The following is a 20,655-nucleotide window of genomic DNA, read 5'->3' as shown; positions in this document are numbered from 1 at the left end:
CAATGTGGCATTAGCCGGACAAAAGGGTTCAATCGCAGTATGGTTGCCCCCTGTCAAGTCGCCAGGAAGAACCTGCAATGCTGTTTGTCGTGATGCTCGGGGGCAAGCACCCACGGGCCAGAATCGAAGTGCATGATGTGGTATTCGCCGCGGCGGATACGCTGGAAGCCACGTACCCGCAATTGCGCGATGCTTGGTTCGGCAGCCCCAAGGGCGTGCATATCGATTCGTGGATGGCCATTGATGGCCTCGACGGTTGGAAGGTCGAACTCAGCCACCTTGCACCCCAGGCCGACGCGCATCACCTGTACTTCATCAACCTTGGGGGCTACGAGGCGAACAGCTTTGGCGAGGCCCACCACTACCTGCTGGTGGTTGCCCGCAACAAACGGGAGGCAACGAGCAAGGGCAAGCAGCAGATGCTGCGCCATTGGTCCCAGGCCCACACCGACGCTGTCATGGAGATCGATGACTGCCTGCCCATCGACCTGGTGGACGGCCGTTACCTGCACCTGGTGCAGGGCCCGCACCGGCCGATCATCCAGCAGAACGACTATATCGTCCTGCCCTGAACCGCCTCCCCCTACCCGAACGGGGTATGGCGCACACCTGCCACCTGCCTGACAGTGCAATCAGTCCCTCAGCCTGATAACAAGCACAACACAAGGTGGGTCCCCATGCATAAAGCCTTAATCGCCCTGTTCAGCGCCGCCCTGTTGGCCACTTCAACCCTGAGCCACGCCGCTGATGACCCGGGCAATACCTTGCGCATCTATAACTGGGCGGACTACATCGGCGACACCACCCTGGCCGACTTCGAGAAGGCCACGGGGATCAAGGTGATCTACGACACCTACGACTCCTACGAAACCGTGCAGGGCAAATTGCTCTCTGGGCGTTCCGGCTACGACCTGGCGCTGCTCAACGCCTCCCTCGTGCCGCTGTTGATCAAGGGCAAGGTGTTCCAGCCGCTGGACAAGACCCAACTGCCCGACTGGAAAAACCTCGACCCCGTGGTGCTCAAAAGCCTGGGGGCCCATGACCCGGGTGTCACCTATTCGGCACCGTACACCTGGGGCAGCAACGGCGTGACCTATAACGTCGACATGATCAAGGCGCGCATGCCGGATGCGCCTATCGGTTCCTTGGCGATGATCTTCGATCCCAAGGTCATCGCCCGGTTTGCCGACTGTGGCATCACCTTCATGGACTCACCCACCGACATGATCCCCCTGGCCCTGACCTACCTCGGCCTGGACCCCAACAGTGTGGCGCCCAAGGACCTGAAGGCCGCCCAGGATGTGCTGATGGCGGTGCGCCCTTACATTCGCAAATTTGATTCCAGCGGTTTCATCAACGGCCTGGCCAACGGCGACCTGTGCCTGGCAACCACCTGGTCTGGCGATTACGCCACCTCCCAGGCTCGCGCCACCGAAGCCGGGGCCAAGGTCAAGCTGGACTACTTCATTCCCAAGGAGGGTTCGCTGATCTGGTTCGATAATTTCTACATCCCGGCCGACGCGCCCCATGTGGCCAATGCCCATAAGTTCATCGAGTTTCTGCTCCAACCGAGCACCATGGCCGGCGTCAGCAACACCATCCATTACGCCAACAGCAACCTGGCGTCCAAGCCGCTGGTCAACGCCGATATCCGCGACAACCCGGCCATCTACCCCGACCCGACGACGATGCAGCGCTTGTTCACGCAAAAAAGCCAACCCCAGGCCGCCGTGCGCCTGATCACCCGTACCTGGAATGCCGTGAAGACCGGCAAGTGAACCCCAGCCTTTGAAGGTAAATGCCATGACTCTGCCAAATCCTGCTTTTTTCGCCCAGTTTGACCACGACAAGCTGGACGCCGCCGACAAAGCCCACTACATGCACGGTTTTCACATGTTCGATGAACACCGTGAGCAAGGCTCGCTGAATATCGCGGTGGGTAACGGCGCCTACATCTACGACACCCACGGTAACCGCTACCTGGATGCTGTGGGCGGCATGTGGTGTACGAATATCGGCTTGGGTCGTGAGGAAATGGCCGAGGCCATCGCCAACCAGGTGCGCCAACTGGCCTACTCCAATCCGTTCTGCGACATGGCCAACACCACAGCCATCGAACTGTGTGCCAAGCTTGCCAGCCTGGCACCCGGTGACCTCGACCACGTGTTCCTCACCACTGGTGGCTCTACCGCCGTGGACACCGCCTACCGGTTGGTGCAGTTCTACCAGAACAGCCGTGGCAAAACGGCCAAGAAGCACATCATTTCGCGTTTCAGTGCGTATCACGGCTCCACGTTCCTGACCATGTCCATCGGCAACAAGGCCGCCGACCGCGCGCCCGAGTTCGATTTCATGAGCGACCTGTTCCACCACATCTCCTGCCCCAACTACTACCGGGCGCCGGAGGGGATGAGCGAGGCGGACTTCCTCGACTTCCTGGTGAACGAGTTCGAAGACAAGATCCTGACCCTCGGCGCCGACAATGTGGCGGCATTCTTCGCCGAACCGATCATGGGCTCCGGCGGCGTGATCATCCCGCCCAAGGGCTACCACCGCCGCATGTGGGAAATCTGCCAGCGCTACGACTTGCTTTACGTCGCCGATGAGGTGGTCACTTCGTTCGGGCGCCTGGGGGCATTCTTTGCTTCCGAAGACGTGTTCGGCATGCAGCCCGACATCATCACCACGGCCAAGGGCCTGACCTCAGGCTACCTGCCCCTGGGAGCGTGCATTTTCTCCGACCGCATCTGGCAGGTGATTGGCGAGCCGGGCAAAGGCCGCTGCTTTACCCACGGGTTCACCTACAGCGGGCACCCGGTCAGTTGCGTGGCCGCGTTGAAAAACATCGAGATCATTGAGCGCGAACAACTGCTGGCCCATGTGGAAGACGTCGGCGTGTACCTGGAACAACGCCTGCAGACCCTGGCCGAGTTGCCGCTGGTGGGGGACATCCGGTGCCAGCGCTTGATGGCTTGTATTGAATTCGTCGCGGACAAACGCACCAAGGCCTTGTTGCCGGATGCGGTCAACATCGGTGAAAAAATCCACCTGCGCGCCCAGGCCAAAGGTTTGTTGGTACGCCCCATTGGACACCTGAACGTGATGTCGCCGCCGCTGATCATCACCCACGCCCAAGTCGAAGAAATCGTGGAGACCTTGCGCCAGTGCATCCTCGATACGGCCGCTGAACTGCGTGACAGCGGCGAGTATCAAGGCCGATGAGCCATAACGCCGAGCCCGTCTCGGCGTTTTTGCCTGGGCGTTGGCAGCCGGGTAGACTGGCTGCCATGACCACAGCCAGCCCTGCCCCAACCCTGCAGCAACTGCAAACCTGGCACCACGCCCTGGCCCAGGCGTTGGTCCATGTGGATGAGGCCTCGTTCCTCGAACACCTGGCCGCCGCGCTGTGCACCCTCACCCCAATCGAATCGATGATGATCAGCCTGGAGCGCCAGGGCCAGCCACCGCACCTGCTGTATCAGCAAGGCATTCCTCGGGCGTATCAAGACGAAATCATCCACCGCTATTTTTCCCGCGGCTACCTGCTGGACCCGTTTTGCCTGGCGGTGGACAAGGGCCTGGCAGAAGGTTTTTACCACCTGGCCCAAATTGCTCCAGATGACTTTTTCAACAGCGAGTACTACAAGACCTACTACCTGCGCAGCGGCGGTGCCCAAGAGAGTTACTACATCGTTGACCTGTGCCCCCAGAGCAAGATTTCGCTGTGCATGTTCCAGGGCCTGAGTGCCGGGCAGTTCACCGAGGAGCAATTGGCGGTGCAGGAGGCGACCCAGGCGATGGTCCGCGAGTTACTGCGCCGGTTTGGTACCACCGGCGGGTTGGCCAAGGTGATCAGTGACGAGGCGTACACCCAGACCCAGGCGCACCAGCAGATCGAAGCGGCGTTCATGGGCTTTGGCAGCGGCGTGCTCACCGTACGCGAGCGTGAAATCGCCCACCTGATCCTGCGCGGGCACTCGGTAAAATCCACCGCCCAGGTGCTGGGCATTTCGCCAGAAACCGTGCGCATGCACCGTAAGAACCTGTACACCAAGCTGGCAATCAATTCCCAGGCCGAGCTGTTCGCACTGTTCATCGAATGGCTGACCCGCAGCGGAGCGATGGCCCGCGCGTGAAGGTTTTTGCTTTGCTTTGCTTTTGATCTTGATCTAAAGCGCCCCGTCAAACACGCNNAGCCTTTTGCTTACTTTTGGCTGGGCCGGCATTCCGGCTTTTCAAAAGTGAGCCGCCGTAAGGGCGGAACCATAAGCAGTCATTACCGAAGAAACGGATATGTACTCCGACCAAAAAGCTCCAGAGTCATACACATAGCCATCGCCGGCAAGCCAGCTCCTACATTGAGTTTCGTAGCCAGATCCTGATGAGGCAATGCTATCGCCTTCGGGAGCAAGCCCCCTCCCACAGGTACGCTGCACTACTCTAAAGTTGTGTAGAGGCCAAAAGGCCGCTGAGACAATCCATGGGAACTTTGCCAGGAAATAACCGCCTGAATCCGGTAGGCTCACCCTTTTTACTCAAGGAGTTACTCCCCATGGCCAAAGCAACCGCCCGTCACATCCTCGTTTCCACTGAAGACAAGTGCAACGAACTCAAGGCCCAAATCGAAGGCGGCGCCGATTTCGCAGAGATCGCCAAAGCCAACTCCAGCTGCCCTTCCAGCCGCGACGGCGGCAACCTGGGTTCGTTCGGTCCAGGCCAGATGGTCAAGGAATTCGACACCGTCGTGTTCAGCGCCCCGGTCAACACCGTGCAAGGCCCGGTGAAAACCCAGTTCGGTTACCACCTGCTGGAAGTCACCAGCCGCCAGGACTGATCCTGTCTGCATTGATGCTATAAACAACGGCCCGCCCTCTGGTGGGCCGTTGTGCATGTGATGACTGGCGACGCTCACGCCGTTAGCGTACAAATCCTTATTCCTGTTCACCCGGCGCTCAAGGCTGATAATGCGATTGGCTTTTCCCATCCCCCTGCTCAGCTCTGCCCTGGCCCTGCTGTTGGCCAGCTCGGCCGTGATCGCGGCCCCGCAGACTTACCTCACGGTCTACGGCGAACCGGCCAAGTACCCCGCCGGTTTCACCCATTTCGACTATGCCAACCCCAACGCCCCCAAGGGCGGCAGCCTCAAGCGCTCCGCCATCGAGATCGGGCGTTTCGACCACGTGCTGCCATATATCGACAAAGGCATCGGCGTGTCCCAGGTCGACGGCTGGCTGTATGCGCCCCTGGCCCAGCGCTCCCTGGATGAGCCCTATACGGTGTACGGCCTGGTGGCCGAAAAAATGGAACGCGCCGACGACGGCCTGTCGCTGCGCTTCTACCTGAACCCCAAGGCACGCTTTGCCGACGGCACGCCGATCACCGCCGAAGACGTGCGCTACAGTTTCGACCTGTTGATGACCCAGGGCAGCCTGCGTTTTCGCACCCTGTTCGCCGACGTCAAGCACGTCGAAGTCGAAGGCGAGCGCCAGGTCCGCTTCGATTTTTCCAGCAATGAAAACCGCACCCTGCCCCTGGATATCGCCACCCTGCCAGTGTTCCCCGAGCACTGGTGGAAAACCCGCGACTTCGCCAACGGTGGCGGCTACGAAGCCCCGCTGGGCAGTGGCCCCTACACGATCAGCAAGATCGATTCCGGCAGCACCATCACCTTCACCCGCGACCCCAACTGGTGGGGCAAGGACCTGCCCGTCAGCCGTGGCCTGTACAATTTCGACCACCTGAGCCTGGAGTACTTCGGCGACACCGAAGTGGCGCGCCAGGTGATCCGTGGCGGCGCCTACGACTTCAACCGCGAGTTCTCCGCCACCGGCTATTCCATCGGCTACAACGGCCCGGCCCTCGACGATGGCCGCCTGCAACGCGACCACCTGGCCAAAGAGATGCCGCAGCCGGCCCAGGGTTATGTGTTCAACGTGCAAAAACCGATGTTCAAGGACCGTCGTGTGCGCCAGGCCCTGGCGATGCTGTGGGACTTCGAGTGGGCCAACCGGCAGATGATGCGCAATATGTACATCCGCCAGCAGAGTTTCTTCTCCAACAGCCCGCTGGCTGCCAGCCAACTGCCGACCAAAGAAGAGTTGGCCATCCTCGAACCGCTGCGCGGAAAGATCCCCGACGAGGTGTTCACCCAAGTGTTCAAGGCCCCCGTCACTGACGGCAGCGGCATGATTCGCGACAAACAATTGCAGGCCCTGGCCCTGCTCGAACAAGCCGGCTGGAAACCCAAGGGCGACAGATTGGTGAACGCCGACGGCGAGCCGCTGGAATTCACCTTTCTCAACGCCCAGGCCGGCATGGAGCGCCTGTTGCTGCCGTACAAACGCAACCTGGCGCAGATCGGCATCACCCTGAACATACGCCGCATCGACTCGTCGCAATACGTAAACCGGATCATGGCGCGTGACTACGACATGATCGTCATCGGCTTCCCGGTCACCACCTCGCCGGGCATGGAGCTGTACAACTACTTTGGCTCGGCAGCGGCTTACGACCCGGGCGCCAACAACTACATGGTGCTCAAGGATCCGGCCGTCGACAGCCTGATCCAGGGCCTGGTCAAGGCCAACACCCAGGCGCAGATGCTCACCTACGCCCATGCGCTGGACCGGGTGCTGCAATGGAGCTACCTGTGGATTCCCAACTACTACCCGCCCGGCACCTCCGCCGCCTGGTGGAACCGCTTCGGTCGCCCGGCCATCGAGGCCAAGAACGACGAAGCCCTGGAGACCTGGTGGGAAATCAGTCCCGTGCCGTTGACCAATGAACAAATGCAAGCCGAGTTGAAAAAACGCGGAGGGGCCCGCTGATGTTTGCCTATATCGTGCGGCGCTTGCTGCTGATCATCCCGACCCTGGTGATCATCCTGCTGGTGAATTTCGTGATCGTGCAGGCCGCTCCCGGCGGCCCGGTGGAACAGGCCATTGCCCACCTGCAAGGCATCGGCGGCGGTGGCGTCGGCGGTGCCGCGGGTGATGGCGCTGGCACGGGCTCCCGCGCCAGCCGTGGCCTGGACCCGAAACTGATAGAGGACATCAAAAAACAATACGGCTTCGACAAGCCGGCACCGGAACGCCTGTGGCTGATGCTCAAGAGCTACGCAAAGCTGGATTTCGGCAACAGTTTCTTTCGCGGCAAGACGGTGATCGACCTGATCCTGGAAAAAATGCCCGTCACCATCTCCCTGGGCCTGTGGGCCACCTTGATCACCTACCTGGTGTCGATCCCGTTGGGTATCCGCAAGGCGGTACGCCATGGCAGCAGCTTTGATGTATGGAGCAGCACCGCCATCGTGATCGGCTACGCGATGCCGGCGTTTCTGTTTGCGATGTTCCTGATTGTGGTGTTCGCCGGTGGCACCTCGCTGAACTGGTTCCCGGTGCGCGGGCTGGTCTCGGAAAACTTCGAAGAACTGAGCACCGTGGGCAAGATCGCCGACTACTTCTGGCACCTGGTATTGCCGGTAACGTCGCTGGTCATCGGCGGGTTCGCAACCTTGACCATCCTCACCAAGAACTCGTTCCTCAATGAAATCACGCGCCAGTACGTGGTGACTGCCCGGGCCAAAGGCTTGAGTGAACGCCGTGTGCTTTATGGCCATGTGTTTCGCAACGCCATGCTGCTGGTGATTTCCGGGATTCCCCAGGCGTTTATCGCGGTGTTCTTCGCCGGTTCGTTGCTGATCGAGGTGATCTTTTCCCTTGATGGCCTGGGGCGCATGAGCTACGAGGCCGCCCTCTCCCGGGATTATCCGGTGGTGTTCGGCTCGCTGTTTATCTTCACGTTGTTCGGCCTCTTGATCAAACTCATCGGTGACCTCTGCTACACCCTGGTGGACCCGCGTATCGACTTTGCCGCGAGGAACGCCTGATGCTCAATCTGTCTCCTGTGGCACGTCGCCGTTTCGAGCGGTTCAAGAAGAACCGTCGCGGCTGGTGGTCGCTGTGGCTGTTCATCGGCCTGTTTATCCTGACCCTGGGCGGCGAGCTGATCGCCAATGACAAACCCCTGGTGCTGAGTTTCAAGAACGAGCTGTATTTCCCGGTGTTCAAGCGCTACACCGAGCAACAGTTCGGTGGGCAGCTGCCGTTCCAGGCCGACTACCGCAGTGACTACGTGAAAAAGCTGATCGAGCACGACGGCGGCTGGATGCTATTCCCGCCCATTCCTTTCAGTGAAGACACGCCCAACTACGAACTGACCCGCCCTGCCCCCAGCCCGCCGTCGGCGGTGAACTGGCTGGGCACCGATGACCAGTCGCGGGATGTGCTGGCGCGGGTGATCTTCGGTGCGCGGGTGTCGATCCTGTTTGCCCTGGCACTCACCGCCATCAGCGCGGCCATCGGTATCGCGGCCGGTGCGCTGCAAGGCTATTACGGCGGCTGGGTGGACTTGCTCGGCCAGCGCGTGCTGGAAGTGTGGTCAGGGCTGCCGGTGCTGTACCTGTTGATCATCCTGTCGGGGTTCGTGGAGCCCAACTTCTGGTGGCTGCTGGGGATCATGGCGCTGTTTTCCTGGCTGGCCCTGGTGGACGTGGTGCGCGCCGAGTTCCTGCGCGGGCGCAACCTGGAATACGTCAAGGCAGCGCGGGCCCTGGGCCTGGGCGATGGCAAGATCATCCGCCGGCACATCCTGCCCAATGCCATGACCGCCACCTTGAGTTACCTGCCATTCATCTTGACCGGGGCGATTTCCACCCTGAGCGCCCTGGATTTCCTTGGCTTTGGCATGCCCGCCGGCAGCGCGTCCCTGGGCGAACTGATCGCCCAGGGCAAACAGAACCTGCAAGCGCCCTGGCTGGGCCTGACGGCGTTCTTCACACTGGCGCTGATCCTGTCGCTGCTGGTCTTTATCGGCGAGGCATTGCGTGATGCCTTCGACCCCCGCTCATGAGTGACCGCCTATGAACCTGATCGAAATACGCGACCTCAGCGTCGCCTTCAGCGGCCAGACCGTGGTGCGGGACCTGTGCCTGGACGTGCGCCCCGGCGAATGCCTGGCGCTGGTGGGCGAGTCCGGCTCGGGCAAGTCGGTGACGGCCCACTCGGTCCTGCAGTTACTGCCGGAAGCCGGCACGACGACGACTGGCTCCATCAAATACCGCGGCCAGGAGCTGATCGGCGCGTCGACGGCCACCCTGCAGAAGCTGCGGGGCAACCGCATTGCGATGATCTTCCAGGAGCCGATGACGTCCCTGAACCCTTTGCACAGCATCGAAAAGCAGATCGGCGAAACCCTGCTGCTGCACAAAGGCCTGGGGGGCAAGGCGGCGCAGGCACGCATCCTTGAACTGCTGGAACTGGTGGGCATTCAAAAACCCCAGGAACGGCTCAAGGCTTACCCGCATCAACTCTCCGGTGGCCAGCGCCAGCGGGTGATGATCGCCATGGCCCTGGCCTGCGAGCCGGAGCTGCTGATCGCCGATGAGCCCACCACTGCGCTGGACGTGACGGTGCAGCGCAAGATCCTGCTGTTGCTCAAGTCGTTGCAGCAACGCCTGGGCATGTCGCTGCTGCTGATCAGCCATGACCTCAACCTGGTGCGCAGCATTGCCCAGCGGGTGTGCGTGATGCGCGCAGGCGAAATCGTCGAGCAAGCCGACTGCCAGGCCTTGTTCAACGCGCCGCAACACCCTTACAGCCGCCTGCTGCTGGACGCTGAACCGGCAGGCGAACCGTTGTGCAGCGACGTCCACGAGACGGTGTTGCAAGTGGACGACCTCACCGTGCAGTTTCCGTTGAGTGGCGGGCTGTTCCAACGCAAGACCTACCTGCGCGCGGTGGACGGCATCAGCCTCAGCGTGCAGCGCGGCAAGACCCTGGGGATTGTCGGCGAGTCCGGCTCGGGCAAGTCCACCCTCGGCCAAGCGATCCTGCGCCTGCTGGATTCCACCGGCAGCATCCGTTTCCAGGGCGAGGCCCTCGACCCGCTGAACCACCAGCAGATGCGCCCGTGGCGCAAGCAGATGCAGGTGGTGTTCCAGGACCCTTACGGCAGCCTCAGCCCACGCATGTCAGTGCAGCAGATCATCAGTGAGGGCCTGGAAGTGCATGCGCCGTGCAGCCTGGCCGACCGCGACGCCCAGGTGATCCAGGTGCTCAAGGACGTGGGCCTCGACCCTGAGAGCCGGCATCGTTACCCCCATGAGTTTTCCGGTGGTCAACGCCAACGCATCGCCATAGCCCGCGCCCTGGTGCTCAAGCCGGCGCTGATGCTGCTGGACGAGCCCACTTCGGCCCTCGACCGCACGGTGCAGAAGCAGGTGGTGACGTTGCTGCGCGAGCTGCAGGCAAAGTATGGCCTGACCTACCTGTTCATCAGCCATGACCTGGCGGTGGTGCGGGCCATGGCCCACGACATGATCGTGGTCAAGGACGGCAAGGTGGTGGAGCGTGGCGCGAGCCATGCGGTGTTCGAAGCCCCGCAGCATCCGTACACCAAAGAGCTGCTGGCTGCCGCGCACATTCCCTTATAAACGCTTGCCTCCTTGTGGGAGCGGGCTTGCTCGCGAAAGCGGTGCATCAGTAGCGAATATACTGGCTGACACACCGCCTTCGCGAGCAAGCCCGCTCCCACAGGATCACGCCCCATCCCTAATTTGTGTTGACGCCCTGACTATGAACATCACCGAAAGCCTCAAGGACTACCAGCAGGTTCGCGGCCTGGCCATCCAGTCGCTGTTCGAGATCATCGAGCAGTCCAGCGAAGGCACGGTGATTGTCGACCGCGACGCCAATATCGTCTGGATGAACGAGCGCTACGCCAAGCGTTTCGGCCTCAAGAGCGCCGACGAGGCGATTGGCCAACCTTGCGAGCAGGTGATTTCCAACAGCCTGTTGCGCCAGGTGGTGCGCAATGACCAGCCGATCCTGCTGGATATCCAGGACACGCCCAAAGGCCCGCTGGTGGTGATGCGCCTGCCGATCCACGACGACGCCGGTGCCGTGATCGGGGCCATCGGCTTTGCGCTGTTTGATGAGCTGCGCAACCTGTCGCCGTTGATCGAGCGCTACCTGAGCATGCAGCAGGAACTGGCCTCGACCCGCTCGCTGTTGCGCTCACGGCAGAGCAAGTACAACTTTGCGCACTTTATCGGCACCAGCGCGGCGAGCCTTGAAGTCAAGCGTCGCGCACGGCGCAGTGCGAGTGCCGAATCGCCGGTGTTGCTGCTGGGGGAAACCGGCACCGGCAAGGAGTTGCTGGCCCAAGCGATTCATGGTGCTTCGCCGCGAGCGCACAAGGCCTTTGTCAGCATCAACAGCGCGGCTATCCCGGGGGATCTGCTGGAGGCCGAGTTCTTCGGCACCGCGCCCGGCGCGTTTACCGGCGCCGATCGCAAGGGCCGTCCCGGCAAGTTCCAGATCGCCCAGGGCGGTACGCTGTTCCTCGATGAGATCGGTGATATGCCCCTGCCGCTGCAAAGCAAACTGCTGCGGGTGTTGCAGGAGAAAGAGTTCGAGCCCGTGGGCTCCAACGAGATGCTGCACAGCGACGTGCGGGTGATTGCCGCCACGTCCATGGACCTGGAAGCGGCGATCAAGCGCGGCGAGTTTCGCGCCGACCTGTATTACCGGCTGAATGTACTGCCCATCCACGTACCGCCCTTGCGCGAGCGGCTGGAGGATATTCCGGCGCTGAGCGAAGCGATCCTGGAGGAGCTGCGCAGCCAGCATGAGCTGGACCGTGAGGCCTTGGCGCTGCTGGCACAACACGCATGGCCGGGGAACATCCGTGAGCTGCGCAATGTACTGGAGCGGGCGGCGTTGCTCAGTGATGACCTGGTGTTGAATGCCGAGGAAATCCACGCGGCCATCGGCACTTTCACGCCCGTGGCGCGTACGACGGTGGCGCCGGTTGAGGGCGAAAGCTTCAACGCGGCGCGGGAGCGGTTTGATCGGCAGGTCATTGCGGCAGCGTTGCAGGCGTGCGAGGGAAATGTGGTCGATGCGGCCAAGCGTTTGGGGCTTGGACGGTCGACGCTGTACAAGAAGATGGTGGCACTGGGCATCGTCCAGTCTCTATAACGAGACACAAATCTCAATAAAAAGACAATTCAATGTGGGAGCTGGCTTGCCTGCGATGGCGGCCTATCTGTTGGATAATGGTCAACTGAACCACCGCTATCGCAGGCAAGCCAGCTCCCACCCCAGAACTTCATCTGTCTCCAATTTGAGATTTCATTCAGAATCGCCATTCAAAAAATACAAAAAAACCTTAACTTTCAATAACTTATTATTATTGGCACGCATCTCGCTATAGCCCTTCCCCACAGCAACATCCCCACAAAAATAACAATCCGATTTGGAGACACACCATGAGTGTGATCATTGCCCTGGCAGCCCTCGCGCTGTTGATGCTGGCAGCCTACCGTGGCTATAGCGTTATCCTGTTTGCCCCCATCGCCGCCCTCGGCGCTGTCCTGCTCACTGACCCATCCGCCGTGGCACCCGCCTTTACCGGAGTGTTCATGGAGAAGATGGTCGGCTTTATCAAACTGTATTTCCCGGTGTTCCTGCTCGGCGCGGTGTTCGGCAAGCTGATCGAGCTGTCGGGCTTTTCCCGTTCCATCGTGGCCGCAGCGATCCGTCTGCTGGGCACGCGCCAGGCCATGCTGGTGATCGTGCTGGTGTGCGCCCTGCTAACCTACGGCGGCGTGTCGCTGTTTGTGGTGGTGTTTGCGGTGTACCCGTTTGCGGCCGAGATGTTCCGCCAGAGCAACATCCCCAAGCGCCTGATCCCGGCGACCATCGCCCTCGGTGCGTTCTCGTTCACCATGGACGCCCTGCCCGGCACGCCGCAGATCCAGAACATCATCCCCAGCACCTTCTTCAACACCACCGCCTGGGCCGCGCCATGGCTGGGCTTGATCGGCACGATCTTCGTGTTCTGCACCGGCATGCTCTACCTGGCGCGCCAGCGCAACAAGGCGCAGCGCGCCGGTGAAGGGTATGGCACCGAACTGCGCAACGAACCGGAAACCGCCGACAACCTGGCCTTGCCCAACCCGTGGATCGCGCTGTCGCCGCTGATCCTGGTGGGGGTGATGAACCTGCTGTTCACCCACTGGATCCCGCAGTGGTACGGCAAGACCCACAGCCTCGCGCTACCCGGCATGAGCGCGCCGGTGACCACTGAAATTGCCAAGCTCACCGCGATCTGGGCGGTGCAGGCGGCGCTGCTGGTGGGCATCTTGATGGTGCTGGTGTTCGGCTGGTCGGCCATCAAGAGCAAGCTCGCCGAGGGCAGCAAAAGCGCGGTCAGCGGTGCGCTGCTCGCGGCGATGAACACCGCCTCGGAATACGGCTTTGGCGCGGTGATCGCCTCGCTGCCGGGCTTCCTGGTGCTGGCGGACTGGCTCAAGGGCATCCCCAACCCACTGGTCAACGAGGCGATTACCGTGACCTTGCTGGCCGGTATCACCGGTTCGGCGTCGGGTGGCATGAGCATCGCCCTGGCGGCCATGTCCGAAAGCTTTATTTCGGCGGCCCATGCGGCCAATATCCCCCTTGAAGTGCTGCACCGCGTCGCAGCCATGGCCAGCGGCGGCATGGACACCCTGCCCCACAACGGCGCGGTGATCACGCTGCTGGCGGTCACCGGCCTGACGCACCGCGAAGCCTACAAGGACATTTTCGGCATCACGATCATCAAGACCCTCGCGGTGTTCGTGGTGATCGGTACTTTCTACGCCACCGGCATTGTGTGAGGTTTGTATGACGACGTTGAATGGCAAGACCGCCCTGGTCACCGGTTCCACCAGCGGCATCGGCCTGGGGATTGCCCTGAGCCTGGCCAAGGCCGGCGCCAACCTGATCCTTAACGGCTTCGGCGACGCCAGCACGGTGATTGCCCAGGTGCAAGCCTTTGGCGGCAAGGTCGGGCATCACCCGGCTGACGTCAGCGACCCGGCGCAGATCGCCGACATGATTGCCTACGCCGAGCGTGAGTTCGGCGGCGTGGACATCCTGGTCAACAACGCCGGCATCCAGCATGTGGCGGCGGTGGAGGACTTCCCGGCAGAACGCTGGGACTCGATCATCGCGATCAACCTGTCGTCGGTGTTTCACAGTACGCGCTTGAGCCTGCCCGGCATGAAGGCCAAGGGTTGGGGGCGCATCGTGAATATCGCCTCGGTGCATGGCCAGGTCGGCTCGGTAGGCAAGGCGGCCTACGTGGCGGCCAAACATGGCGTGATCGGCCTGACCAAAGTGGTAGGCCTGGAGACCGCCACCAGCAACGTCACCTGCAACGCCATCTGCCCGGGCTGGGTGCTCACGCCGCTGGTGCAGAAGCAGATCGATGACCGTGCGGCCAACGGCGTCGACCCGCAGCAGGCGCAGCATGATTTGCTGGCGGAGAAGCAGCCGTCGCTGGAGTTCGTGACGCCGCCGCAGTTGGGTGAGCTGGTACTGTTCCTGTGCAGCGAAGCCGGCAGCCAGGTGCGGGGTGCGGCGTGGAACATTGACGGGGGCTGGTTGGCCCAATAGATCAAGCACAGGAGATCGAATGTGGGAGCTGGCTTGCCTGCGATGGCGGTTTGTCAGGTGGCTAATTTGTCTCTGATATACCGCTATCGCAGGCAAGCCAGCTCCCACAATTTAGAACTGTGTTGTTAGGTAGACTTGTACAAGAACAAGAGGCAGCTTTATGTCCGACATCCTCTGGCAACCCTCCCCGGAACGCATCGCCACCACGCGCATGGATCAGTTCCGTCGCTACATCAACGATCGCCACGGCGTGCAGCTCAACGACTACCCGGCCCTGCACCAGTGGAGCATCGACCAGCGCCCTGATTTCTGGCGGGCCATCGTCGCGTTCTTTGACGTGCAATTTCGCAGCCCGCCCAGCGCCGTACTGATCGAAGACGCCGAGATGCCCAGCGCCCAGTGGTTCCCCGGGGCCACCCTGAATTTTGCCGAGCACCTGCTGCGCCGCCGCGATGATCACCCCGCCGTGGTGGCGATCAGCGAAGACGGCCAACGCGAACAACTGACCTACGCCGAACTGGCCGCCCACGTGGCCGGCCTGCAACAAAGCCTGCGGGCGGCCGGTGTGGTTGAGGGCGACCGCGTCGCGGCGTGCATGCCCAACACCTGGCAAACCCTGGTGGGCATGCTTGCCACCACCAGCCTCGGGGCAATCTGGTCCTGTTCGTCTCCGGACTTTGGCACCCAGGGCGTGATCGACCGGTTCGGCCAGATCGAACCCAAGGTGCTGATCACCTGTGCCGGTTACCGTTACGCCGGCAAGGAGATCGACCAAACCGCCAAGCTCAATGAAATCCTCGAACGACTGCCGTCCCTGGAACAGCTGATCATCGTGCCGTACGCCCGGCCTCAGGCGCGGGTTGAGGACTATCAAACCCAGGCAACTGTGACGCGGTGGAGCAACTTCTACCAACCGGGCGGCGTACCTGAATTCGTCGCCGCGCCCTTCGATCACCCGCTGTACATCCTCTATTCCAGCGGCACCACCGGCGTGCCCAAGTGCATCATCCATGGCACCGGTGGCGTGCTGCTCACCCACCTCAAGGAACACGGCCTGCACGCCGACCTGTCCCGGGACGACTGCCTGTTCTACTACACCACCTGCGGCTGGATGATGTGGAACTGGCTGGTGTCGGTGCTGGCCATTGGCGCCACCGCCGTGCTGTATGACGGTTCACCTTTCCACCCAGGACCCGAACGCCTGATCGACCTGATTGACGCAGAAAAGATCAGCGTGTTCGGCACCAGCCCCAAGTTTCTCGCCACCCTGGAAAAGGCCGGGCTGCAACCGCGTTTGAGCCATGACCTGGGCAGCCTCAAGGGCCTGATTTCCACGGGTTCGCCGCTGTCGCCCCAGAGCTACGACTATGTGTATCGCGAGATCAAAGGTGAGCTGTGTCTGTCATCCATGTCCGGCGGTACCGATATCGTCTCCTGCTTTGTGATCGGTAACCCGGTGCTGCCGGTGCGCCGTGGCGAGATGCAGTGCAAGAGCCTGGCGATGGCCATTGAGGTCTGGGACGATCAGGGCCAAGCCTTGGTCGGTGAAAAAGGCGAACTGGTGTGCATCCGGCATTTCCCCGCCATGCCCATCGGCCTGTGGAACGACCCCGGCCAGCAGAAGCTGCGCGCCTCCTACTTCAGCCAGTTCCCCGGGGTCTGGGCCCAGGGCGACTACGCCGAGCAACGCCCCAACGGCAGCCTGCTGATCCATGGGCGCTCCGACGCCGTGCTCAACCCCGGTGGCGTGCGCATTGGCACGGCCGAGATTTATCGCCAGGTGGAAAAGGTGCCCCAGGTGCTGGAAAGCCTGGCCATCGGCCAGCGCTGGCAGGACGATGTGCGAGTGGTGTTGTTCGTGCGCCTCACCGACGGCCTCGCGCTGGATGAGGCCCTGGAGCAGCAGATCCGCCAGGTGATCCGCGCCAACACCACGCCGCGCCATGTACCGGCAAAGATTGTTGCCGTCACGGATATCCCCCGCACCATCAGCGGCAAGATCGTCGAGTTGGCGGTGCGCAACGTGGTACACGGCGAGCCGGTGAAAAACACCGATGCCCTGGCCAACCCGGAGGCGCTGGAGCAGTTTCGTGACCGCCCGGAATTGGCGTAAAGATGAAAGGTTTCAGCCCTGATGCTCGGATTTGAAGACAAACCCCCAATGCATGCTATTTTTCGGGGGTAGTCACCCACGTCCGGCACACGGGATAATGGGTGTTGTCATCTTTCAAAGCGTTACGCTCAGGGCTTTTTCATGAAGGACACCTCCACCGGTAGCGAGGCCGCTGCATTGATTGCGCGGCTGGACTGGGCGCAAAGCCCACTCGGTGCGGCCAACGATTGGCCACAAAGCCTGCGCACAGCCGTGGATATCGTCGTGCATTCCCCCATGCCGATGTTGCTGCTGTGGGGCAGCCACCTCACCCAGCTGTACAACGACGGCTTCGCCCAACTGGCGGGCAACAAGCACCCCGAGGCCCTGGGCCAGCCGGCGCACCAGACCTGGCCAGAACTCGAGGGCTTTACAGCGCCGATCTACGACGCCGTGCTCAGCGGCCAGGTGCGCACCTTCAGCGAGCAGCGCTTCGTGCTGCAGCGCAACAACCGCGACACCGAAATCTGGCTGGACCTGACCTACAGCCCGATCCGCGACGAAAGCGGCACCGTCGCCGGCATCCTGGTCACCGCCATCGAAACCAACGAACGGCGCAAGGCCCAGCACAACACCGAACAACGCCTGCAGCTTGCCCTGGCCGCCACCGACGCGGTGGGTACCTGGGATTGGGACATCGGCGAAGACCGCTTCATCGCCGACGCGCACTTCGCCTACCTGCACGGTGTCGACCCGAACAGTGCCGGGCTTTTGCCCATCAGTGACTACCTGCAAGGCGTACACCCCGAAGACCGTGGGATGGTGGCGCGCAGCATCAAGCATTGCATCACCTTCGGCACCGAATACGCCGAGGAATACCGCCTGTTGCAGGCCGACGGCCAGGTGCGCTGGGTATTCGCACGGGGTCGCTGCTACCAGGACCATCAGGGTCGCCCGGCGCGTTTTCTCGGCGCCGCGCTGGACCTGACCGAGCGCAAGCACACCGAGCAGGCGCTGCGCCAAAGCCAGACCGAATTGCAGCTGATCATCAACGCCATGCCGGTGTTGATCGGCTACGTGGATCACGAACAGCGTTTTCGCCTGAACAACAGCGCGTACCTGGAGTGGTATGGCATGACGCCCCAGGAGCTGTACGGCAAGACCATCCGCGAAGTGCTCGGCGACGAGGTGTATGCCGGGCGCGCCGACAAGATCGCCGCCGCCCTCAAGGGCAAGGCGTGCAGCTTCATGACCATCACCCCGCACCGCGACGGCCGCCCGCGCCACGCGCTGATGAAGTACCTGCCGCGTTTCAGCAATGACGGCTCGGTGAATGGTTTCTACATCTTTGTGATCGACGAAACCGAACGCAAGCTCACCGAAGAAGCCCTGCGGCACCTCAACGAAAACCTCGAAGAACGTGTGGCCCAGCGCACTCAGGCCCTGGCCGAAGCCAACCAGCGCCTGCAGAACGAAATGTTCGAACGCGAGCGGGCCGAAGATGCCCTGCGGCACGCGCAAAAAATGGAAGCGGTGGGCCAGCTTACCGGGGGCATTGCCCACGACTTCAACAACATGCTCACCGGCATCATCGGCAGCCTGGACCTGATGCAGCGCTACATCGCGGCCGGGCGCAGCGATGAAATCGGCCGCTTTACCGACGCCGCCGTCTCATCGGCCCACCGCGCGGCCGCCCTCACCCACCGGCTGCTGGCGTTCTCGCGGCGCCAGTCGCTGGACCGTCGCCCGCTGGACCCGAACCAGCTGGTCGCTTCGCTTGAGGACTTGTTCCGTCGCACCAAAGGCGCGCATATCACGCTCAAGGTGCAACTGGGCCGCGATATCTGGCCGGTCAACACCGATGCGAGCCAACTGGAAAACGCCCTGCTCAACCTGGTGATCAACGCGCGCGACGCCATGCCCGATGGCGGCGAGTTGCTGATCGAAACCGCCAACAGCTACCTGGACGGCACCGACATCACCACCCTCGAACCGGTGAAGGCCGGCGACTACGTGATGCTTGGCGTGTGCGACAACGGCACCGGCATGGCGCCGAAAATCCTCGCCAAAGCGTTCGACCCCTTCTTCACCACCAAGCCCATCGGCCAAGGCACCGGCCTGGGCTTGTCGATGATCTATGGCTTTGCCCAGCAATCCGGCGGCCATGTGACCATTCACAGCGAACCCGGCCAGGGCACCTGCGTACGCCTGTACCTGCCGCGCCTGCATGGCACGGCGCTGGAAAGCAACCTGCCGGAGCATTTGAGCGAAGCGCCGCTGGCACTGGCCGGCGAGGCCGTGGTGGTGGTCGAGGACGACCCGGCTGTGCGCATGCTGGTGGTCAACGTACTGGATGAACTGGGCTACACCGCGCACCAGGCGGCGGATGCGCGCACGGCGCTGCCGCTGCTGGAGTCGGATCTGCGCGTGGACCTGCTGGTGACCGATGTGGGCCTGCCCGGCATGAACGGCCGGCAACTGGCGGAAATCGCCCGTCAGCACAGGCCTGGCCTGCGCGTGTTGTTCATGACCGGCTACGCTGAAAAAGCCGCCGAACGCCAAGGCTTTTTGGAGGACGGCATGGACATGGTGGCCAAACCGTTTTCCATCGACCTGTTGGCCACGAAAATCCGCAGCATGATCAGCGTCGTCGAGTGAGTTCAGGCATAATCGCGCGCCCTTACGTTTGACCGTTGCAAGGTAACCCGCATGAAAGCCCTAGCCCGTCACATCCTGGTTAAAACCAGCGAAGAAGCCGAACAGCTCAAACAACGCATCGCCAAGGGCGAAGCCTTTGATGTGCTGGCCAAGAAGTACTCCACTTGCCCGTCGGGCAAACGTGGGGGCGACTTGGGTGAAGTGCGGCCCGGGCAGATGGTGGGGGCGATTGATGCGGTGATCTTCAAGAAGCCGGTGAAGGTGGTGCACGGGCCAATCAAGAGCAAGTTCGGGTATCACCTGGTGCAGGTGTTCTACCGCGACTAAGGGGCTTGACTGTAAACCGCTATCGCAGGCAAGCCAGCTCCCACATTGGACGGCGTACACCGATCAACGGTGGGAGCCGGGCTTGCCCGCGAACCGCCGCAGGCGGCCATTCAACGAGGAATCAAAGCCCCTGGAATCTGAATGACCCGGCTGGCCAACTGATGCCCGGCCCGTGCAGCCTGTTCAGGCGAACCACCCTTGAGCCGACTCGCCAGGTACGCCGCGCTGAATGAGTCCCCCGCCGCCGTCGTGTCCACCACCTTCTCGACCTTGATGGCCGGCACCGCAAAGCGCTCACCTGCCACGCGGATCAAACATTCATCCGCCCCACGCTTAAGCACCACCTCTGCAATTGCCGGGTACGCCGCGAACACCTGCTCGCTGTCTTCATAGCCAAACAACGCCCGCTCGTCATCTTCGGTGAGCAAGGCAACATCCACCTCAGCCATCACCTGGTGATACGCCGCACGCGCGGCTTCAACAGACGCCCACAGGCGCGGCCGGTAGTTGTTGTCGAACACCACCTGGCCCCCTTGCCGACGGGTTTCGATCAACGTTTGCAGCAGGCGCGCACGCCCGACTTCACCCAGCACCGCCAGGGTGATGCCGCTGAAATACACCACGTCATAGCCTGGCAAGGCAGCCAGGATCGGCTCGGCTGCAGGCGTGGTGAAGCAGTCGCGCACGGCAGCTTCGTTGCGCCAGTAGAGGAATTTGCGCTCGCCGTTGGCGTCGGTCTGGATGCAGTACAAGCCCGGCAAGCGCCCAGGCAGGCGCTGGACCATGCCCAGGCCCAGGCCTTCTTCGGCCCATTGCTGGCACATGGCATCACTGAAGCTGTCATCGCCCAGGGCGGTGACGTAGTCGACGCTACCGGTACTGCTCAGTTCACGGCGCAGGTACACCGCCGTGTTCAGGGTGTCGCCGCCGAAGCTCTGGTGCAGGCTGCCGTCGGCGCGGTGTTGCAGTTCGATCATGCATTCGCCGATGAGGGCGATGCGGGGTTGGGTGGTCATGGCAAACATCTCGGGTGTGGCTGATGGCCTCTTCGCGAGCAAGCCCGCTCCCACATTG

At 62.0% G+C, this 20,655-nt stretch carries 16 protein-coding genes; 15 read left to right on the top strand and 1 reads right to left on the bottom strand.

The features are described 5' to 3' along the window. Positions 1-77 precede the first annotated feature (77 nt). From HX803_RS18515 to HX803_RS18445, 15 genes are all read left to right on the top strand, one after another. Complete coding sequence (locus HX803_RS18515; protein ID WP_178922373.1) at positions 78-572, top strand: DUF1543 domain-containing protein; 495 nt, start codon at positions 78-80, stop codon at positions 570-572. Positions 573-677: 105 nt separating this feature from the next. Continuing rightward, entirely contained in the window at positions 678-1,778 is a 1,101-nt protein-coding gene (locus HX803_RS18510; protein WP_178922371.1) for a polyamine ABC transporter substrate-binding protein, read from the top strand. Between the two features lie 25 nt (positions 1,779-1,803). Continuing rightward, positions 1,804-3,222 carry an aminotransferase gene (locus HX803_RS18505; protein ID WP_178922369.1) on the top strand — a complete coding sequence of 473 codons (1,419 nt, stop codon included), beginning with the start codon at positions 1,804-1,806 and terminating at the stop codon, positions 3,220-3,222. A gap of 65 nt (positions 3,223-3,287) precedes the next feature. Next, a complete protein-coding gene (locus HX803_RS18500) occupies positions 3,288-4,136 on the top strand; it encodes a response regulator transcription factor (protein WP_178922366.1) in 849 nt (282 codons plus the stop codon). Between the two features lie 416 nt (positions 4,137-4,552). Beyond that, positions 4,553-4,834: a peptidylprolyl isomerase gene (locus HX803_RS18495; RefSeq protein WP_010210937.1), complete on the top strand. Its 282-nt coding sequence runs from the start codon at positions 4,553-4,555 to the stop codon at positions 4,832-4,834. A 130-nt stretch (positions 4,835-4,964) separates the two neighbouring features. Next, positions 4,965-6,827, top strand: coding sequence for an extracellular solute-binding protein (locus tag HX803_RS18490; RefSeq protein ID WP_178922365.1), 1,863 nt, complete (start codon positions 4,965-4,967; stop codon positions 6,825-6,827). Further along, positions 6,827-7,888 carry a microcin C ABC transporter permease YejB gene (locus HX803_RS18485; protein ID WP_178922363.1) on the top strand — a complete coding sequence of 354 codons (1,062 nt, stop codon included), beginning with the start codon at positions 6,827-6,829 and terminating at the stop codon, positions 7,886-7,888. Before HX803_RS18490 ends, HX803_RS18485 begins: the two co-directional genes overlap by 1 nt. Beyond that, positions 7,888-8,910: an ABC transporter permease gene (locus HX803_RS18480; protein ID WP_178922361.1), complete on the top strand. Its 1,023-nt coding sequence runs from the start codon at positions 7,888-7,890 to the stop codon at positions 8,908-8,910. The genes HX803_RS18485 and HX803_RS18480 overlap by 1 nt, the downstream gene beginning before the upstream one ends. A gap of 10 nt (positions 8,911-8,920) precedes the next feature. Further along, positions 8,921-10,492 (top strand): ABC transporter ATP-binding protein, encoded by a 1,572-nt coding sequence (locus HX803_RS18475; RefSeq protein ID WP_178922359.1) that lies wholly within the window; start codon positions 8,921-8,923, stop codon positions 10,490-10,492. Between the two features lie 142 nt (positions 10,493-10,634). Continuing rightward, on the top strand, positions 10,635-12,041 hold the full coding sequence (locus HX803_RS18470) for a sigma-54-dependent Fis family transcriptional regulator (RefSeq protein ID WP_178922357.1): 1,407 nt from the start codon (positions 10,635-10,637) through the stop codon (positions 12,039-12,041). Between the two features lie 290 nt (positions 12,042-12,331). Continuing rightward, on the top strand, positions 12,332-13,723 hold the full coding sequence (locus HX803_RS18465) for a GntP family permease (protein WP_178922355.1): 1,392 nt from the start codon (positions 12,332-12,334) through the stop codon (positions 13,721-13,723). Between the two features lie 7 nt (positions 13,724-13,730). Further along, complete coding sequence (locus HX803_RS18460) at positions 13,731-14,504, top strand: 3-hydroxybutyrate dehydrogenase (RefSeq protein ID WP_178922353.1); 774 nt, start codon at positions 13,731-13,733, stop codon at positions 14,502-14,504. A gap of 160 nt (positions 14,505-14,664) precedes the next feature. Beyond that, on the top strand, positions 14,665-16,617 hold the full coding sequence (locus HX803_RS18455; protein ID WP_178922351.1) for an acetoacetate--CoA ligase: 1,953 nt from the start codon (positions 14,665-14,667) through the stop codon (positions 16,615-16,617). A 141-nt stretch (positions 16,618-16,758) separates the two neighbouring features. Beyond that, the gene (locus tag HX803_RS18450) at positions 16,759-19,254 is read left to right on the top strand and encodes a PAS domain-containing sensor histidine kinase (protein WP_178922349.1); all 2,496 of its coding nucleotides are present in this window, start codon (positions 16,759-16,761) and stop codon (positions 19,252-19,254) included. A 51-nt stretch (positions 19,255-19,305) separates the two neighbouring features. Further along, positions 19,306-19,581, top strand: a complete 276-nt coding sequence (locus HX803_RS18445; protein WP_060752567.1) for a peptidylprolyl isomerase — start codon at positions 19,306-19,308, stop codon at positions 19,579-19,581. Positions 19,582-19,691: 110 nt separating this feature from the next. On the opposite strand, the gene HX803_RS18440 is transcribed toward HX803_RS18445, so the two are convergent. Next, positions 19,692-20,597: a sugar kinase gene (locus tag HX803_RS18440; protein WP_178922347.1), complete on the bottom strand. Its 906-nt coding sequence runs from the start codon at positions 20,595-20,597 to the stop codon at positions 19,692-19,694. Positions 20,598-20,655: the final 58 nt, after the last annotated feature.

The organism is Pseudomonas sp. P7548 (assembly GCF_013386585.1).
GTDB lineage: Bacteria > Pseudomonadota > Gammaproteobacteria > Pseudomonadales > Pseudomonadaceae > Aquipseudomonas.
This window is presented reverse-complemented; position numbering and strand designations above follow the sequence as displayed.

Coding starts and splice junctions, on each gene's coding strand:
- HX803_RS18465 (WP_178922355.1), top strand. CDS start 12,332: ATGAGTGTGATCATTGCCCTGGCAGCCCTCGCGCTGTTGATGCTGGCA.
- HX803_RS18515 (WP_178922373.1), top strand. CDS start 78: ATGCTGTTTGTCGTGATGCTCGGGGGCAAGCACCCACGGGCCAGAATC.
- HX803_RS18495 (WP_010210937.1), top strand. CDS start 4,553: ATGGCCAAAGCAACCGCCCGTCACATCCTCGTTTCCACTGAAGACAAG.
- HX803_RS18485 (WP_178922363.1), top strand. CDS start 6,827: ATGTTTGCCTATATCGTGCGGCGCTTGCTGCTGATCATCCCGACCCTG.
- HX803_RS18500 (WP_178922366.1), top strand. CDS start 3,288: ATGACCACAGCCAGCCCTGCCCCAACCCTGCAGCAACTGCAAACCTGG.
- HX803_RS18455 (WP_178922351.1), top strand. CDS start 14,665: ATGTCCGACATCCTCTGGCAACCCTCCCCGGAACGCATCGCCACCACG.
- HX803_RS18510 (WP_178922371.1), top strand. CDS start 678: ATGCATAAAGCCTTAATCGCCCTGTTCAGCGCCGCCCTGTTGGCCACT.
- HX803_RS18450 (WP_178922349.1), top strand. CDS start 16,759: ATGAAGGACACCTCCACCGGTAGCGAGGCCGCTGCATTGATTGCGCGG.
- HX803_RS18475 (WP_178922359.1), top strand. CDS start 8,921: ATGAACCTGATCGAAATACGCGACCTCAGCGTCGCCTTCAGCGGCCAG.
- HX803_RS18445 (WP_060752567.1), top strand. CDS start 19,306: ATGAAAGCCCTAGCCCGTCACATCCTGGTTAAAACCAGCGAAGAAGCC.
- HX803_RS18440 (WP_178922347.1), bottom strand. CDS start 20,597: ATGACCACCCAACCCCGCATCGCCCTCATCGGCGAATGCATGATCGAA.
- HX803_RS18490 (WP_178922365.1), top strand. CDS start 4,965: ATGCGATTGGCTTTTCCCATCCCCCTGCTCAGCTCTGCCCTGGCCCTG.
- HX803_RS18480 (WP_178922361.1), top strand. CDS start 7,888: ATGCTCAATCTGTCTCCTGTGGCACGTCGCCGTTTCGAGCGGTTCAAG.
- HX803_RS18470 (WP_178922357.1), top strand. CDS start 10,635: ATGAACATCACCGAAAGCCTCAAGGACTACCAGCAGGTTCGCGGCCTG.
- HX803_RS18460 (WP_178922353.1), top strand. CDS start 13,731: ATGACGACGTTGAATGGCAAGACCGCCCTGGTCACCGGTTCCACCAGC.
- HX803_RS18505 (WP_178922369.1), top strand. CDS start 1,804: ATGACTCTGCCAAATCCTGCTTTTTTCGCCCAGTTTGACCACGACAAG.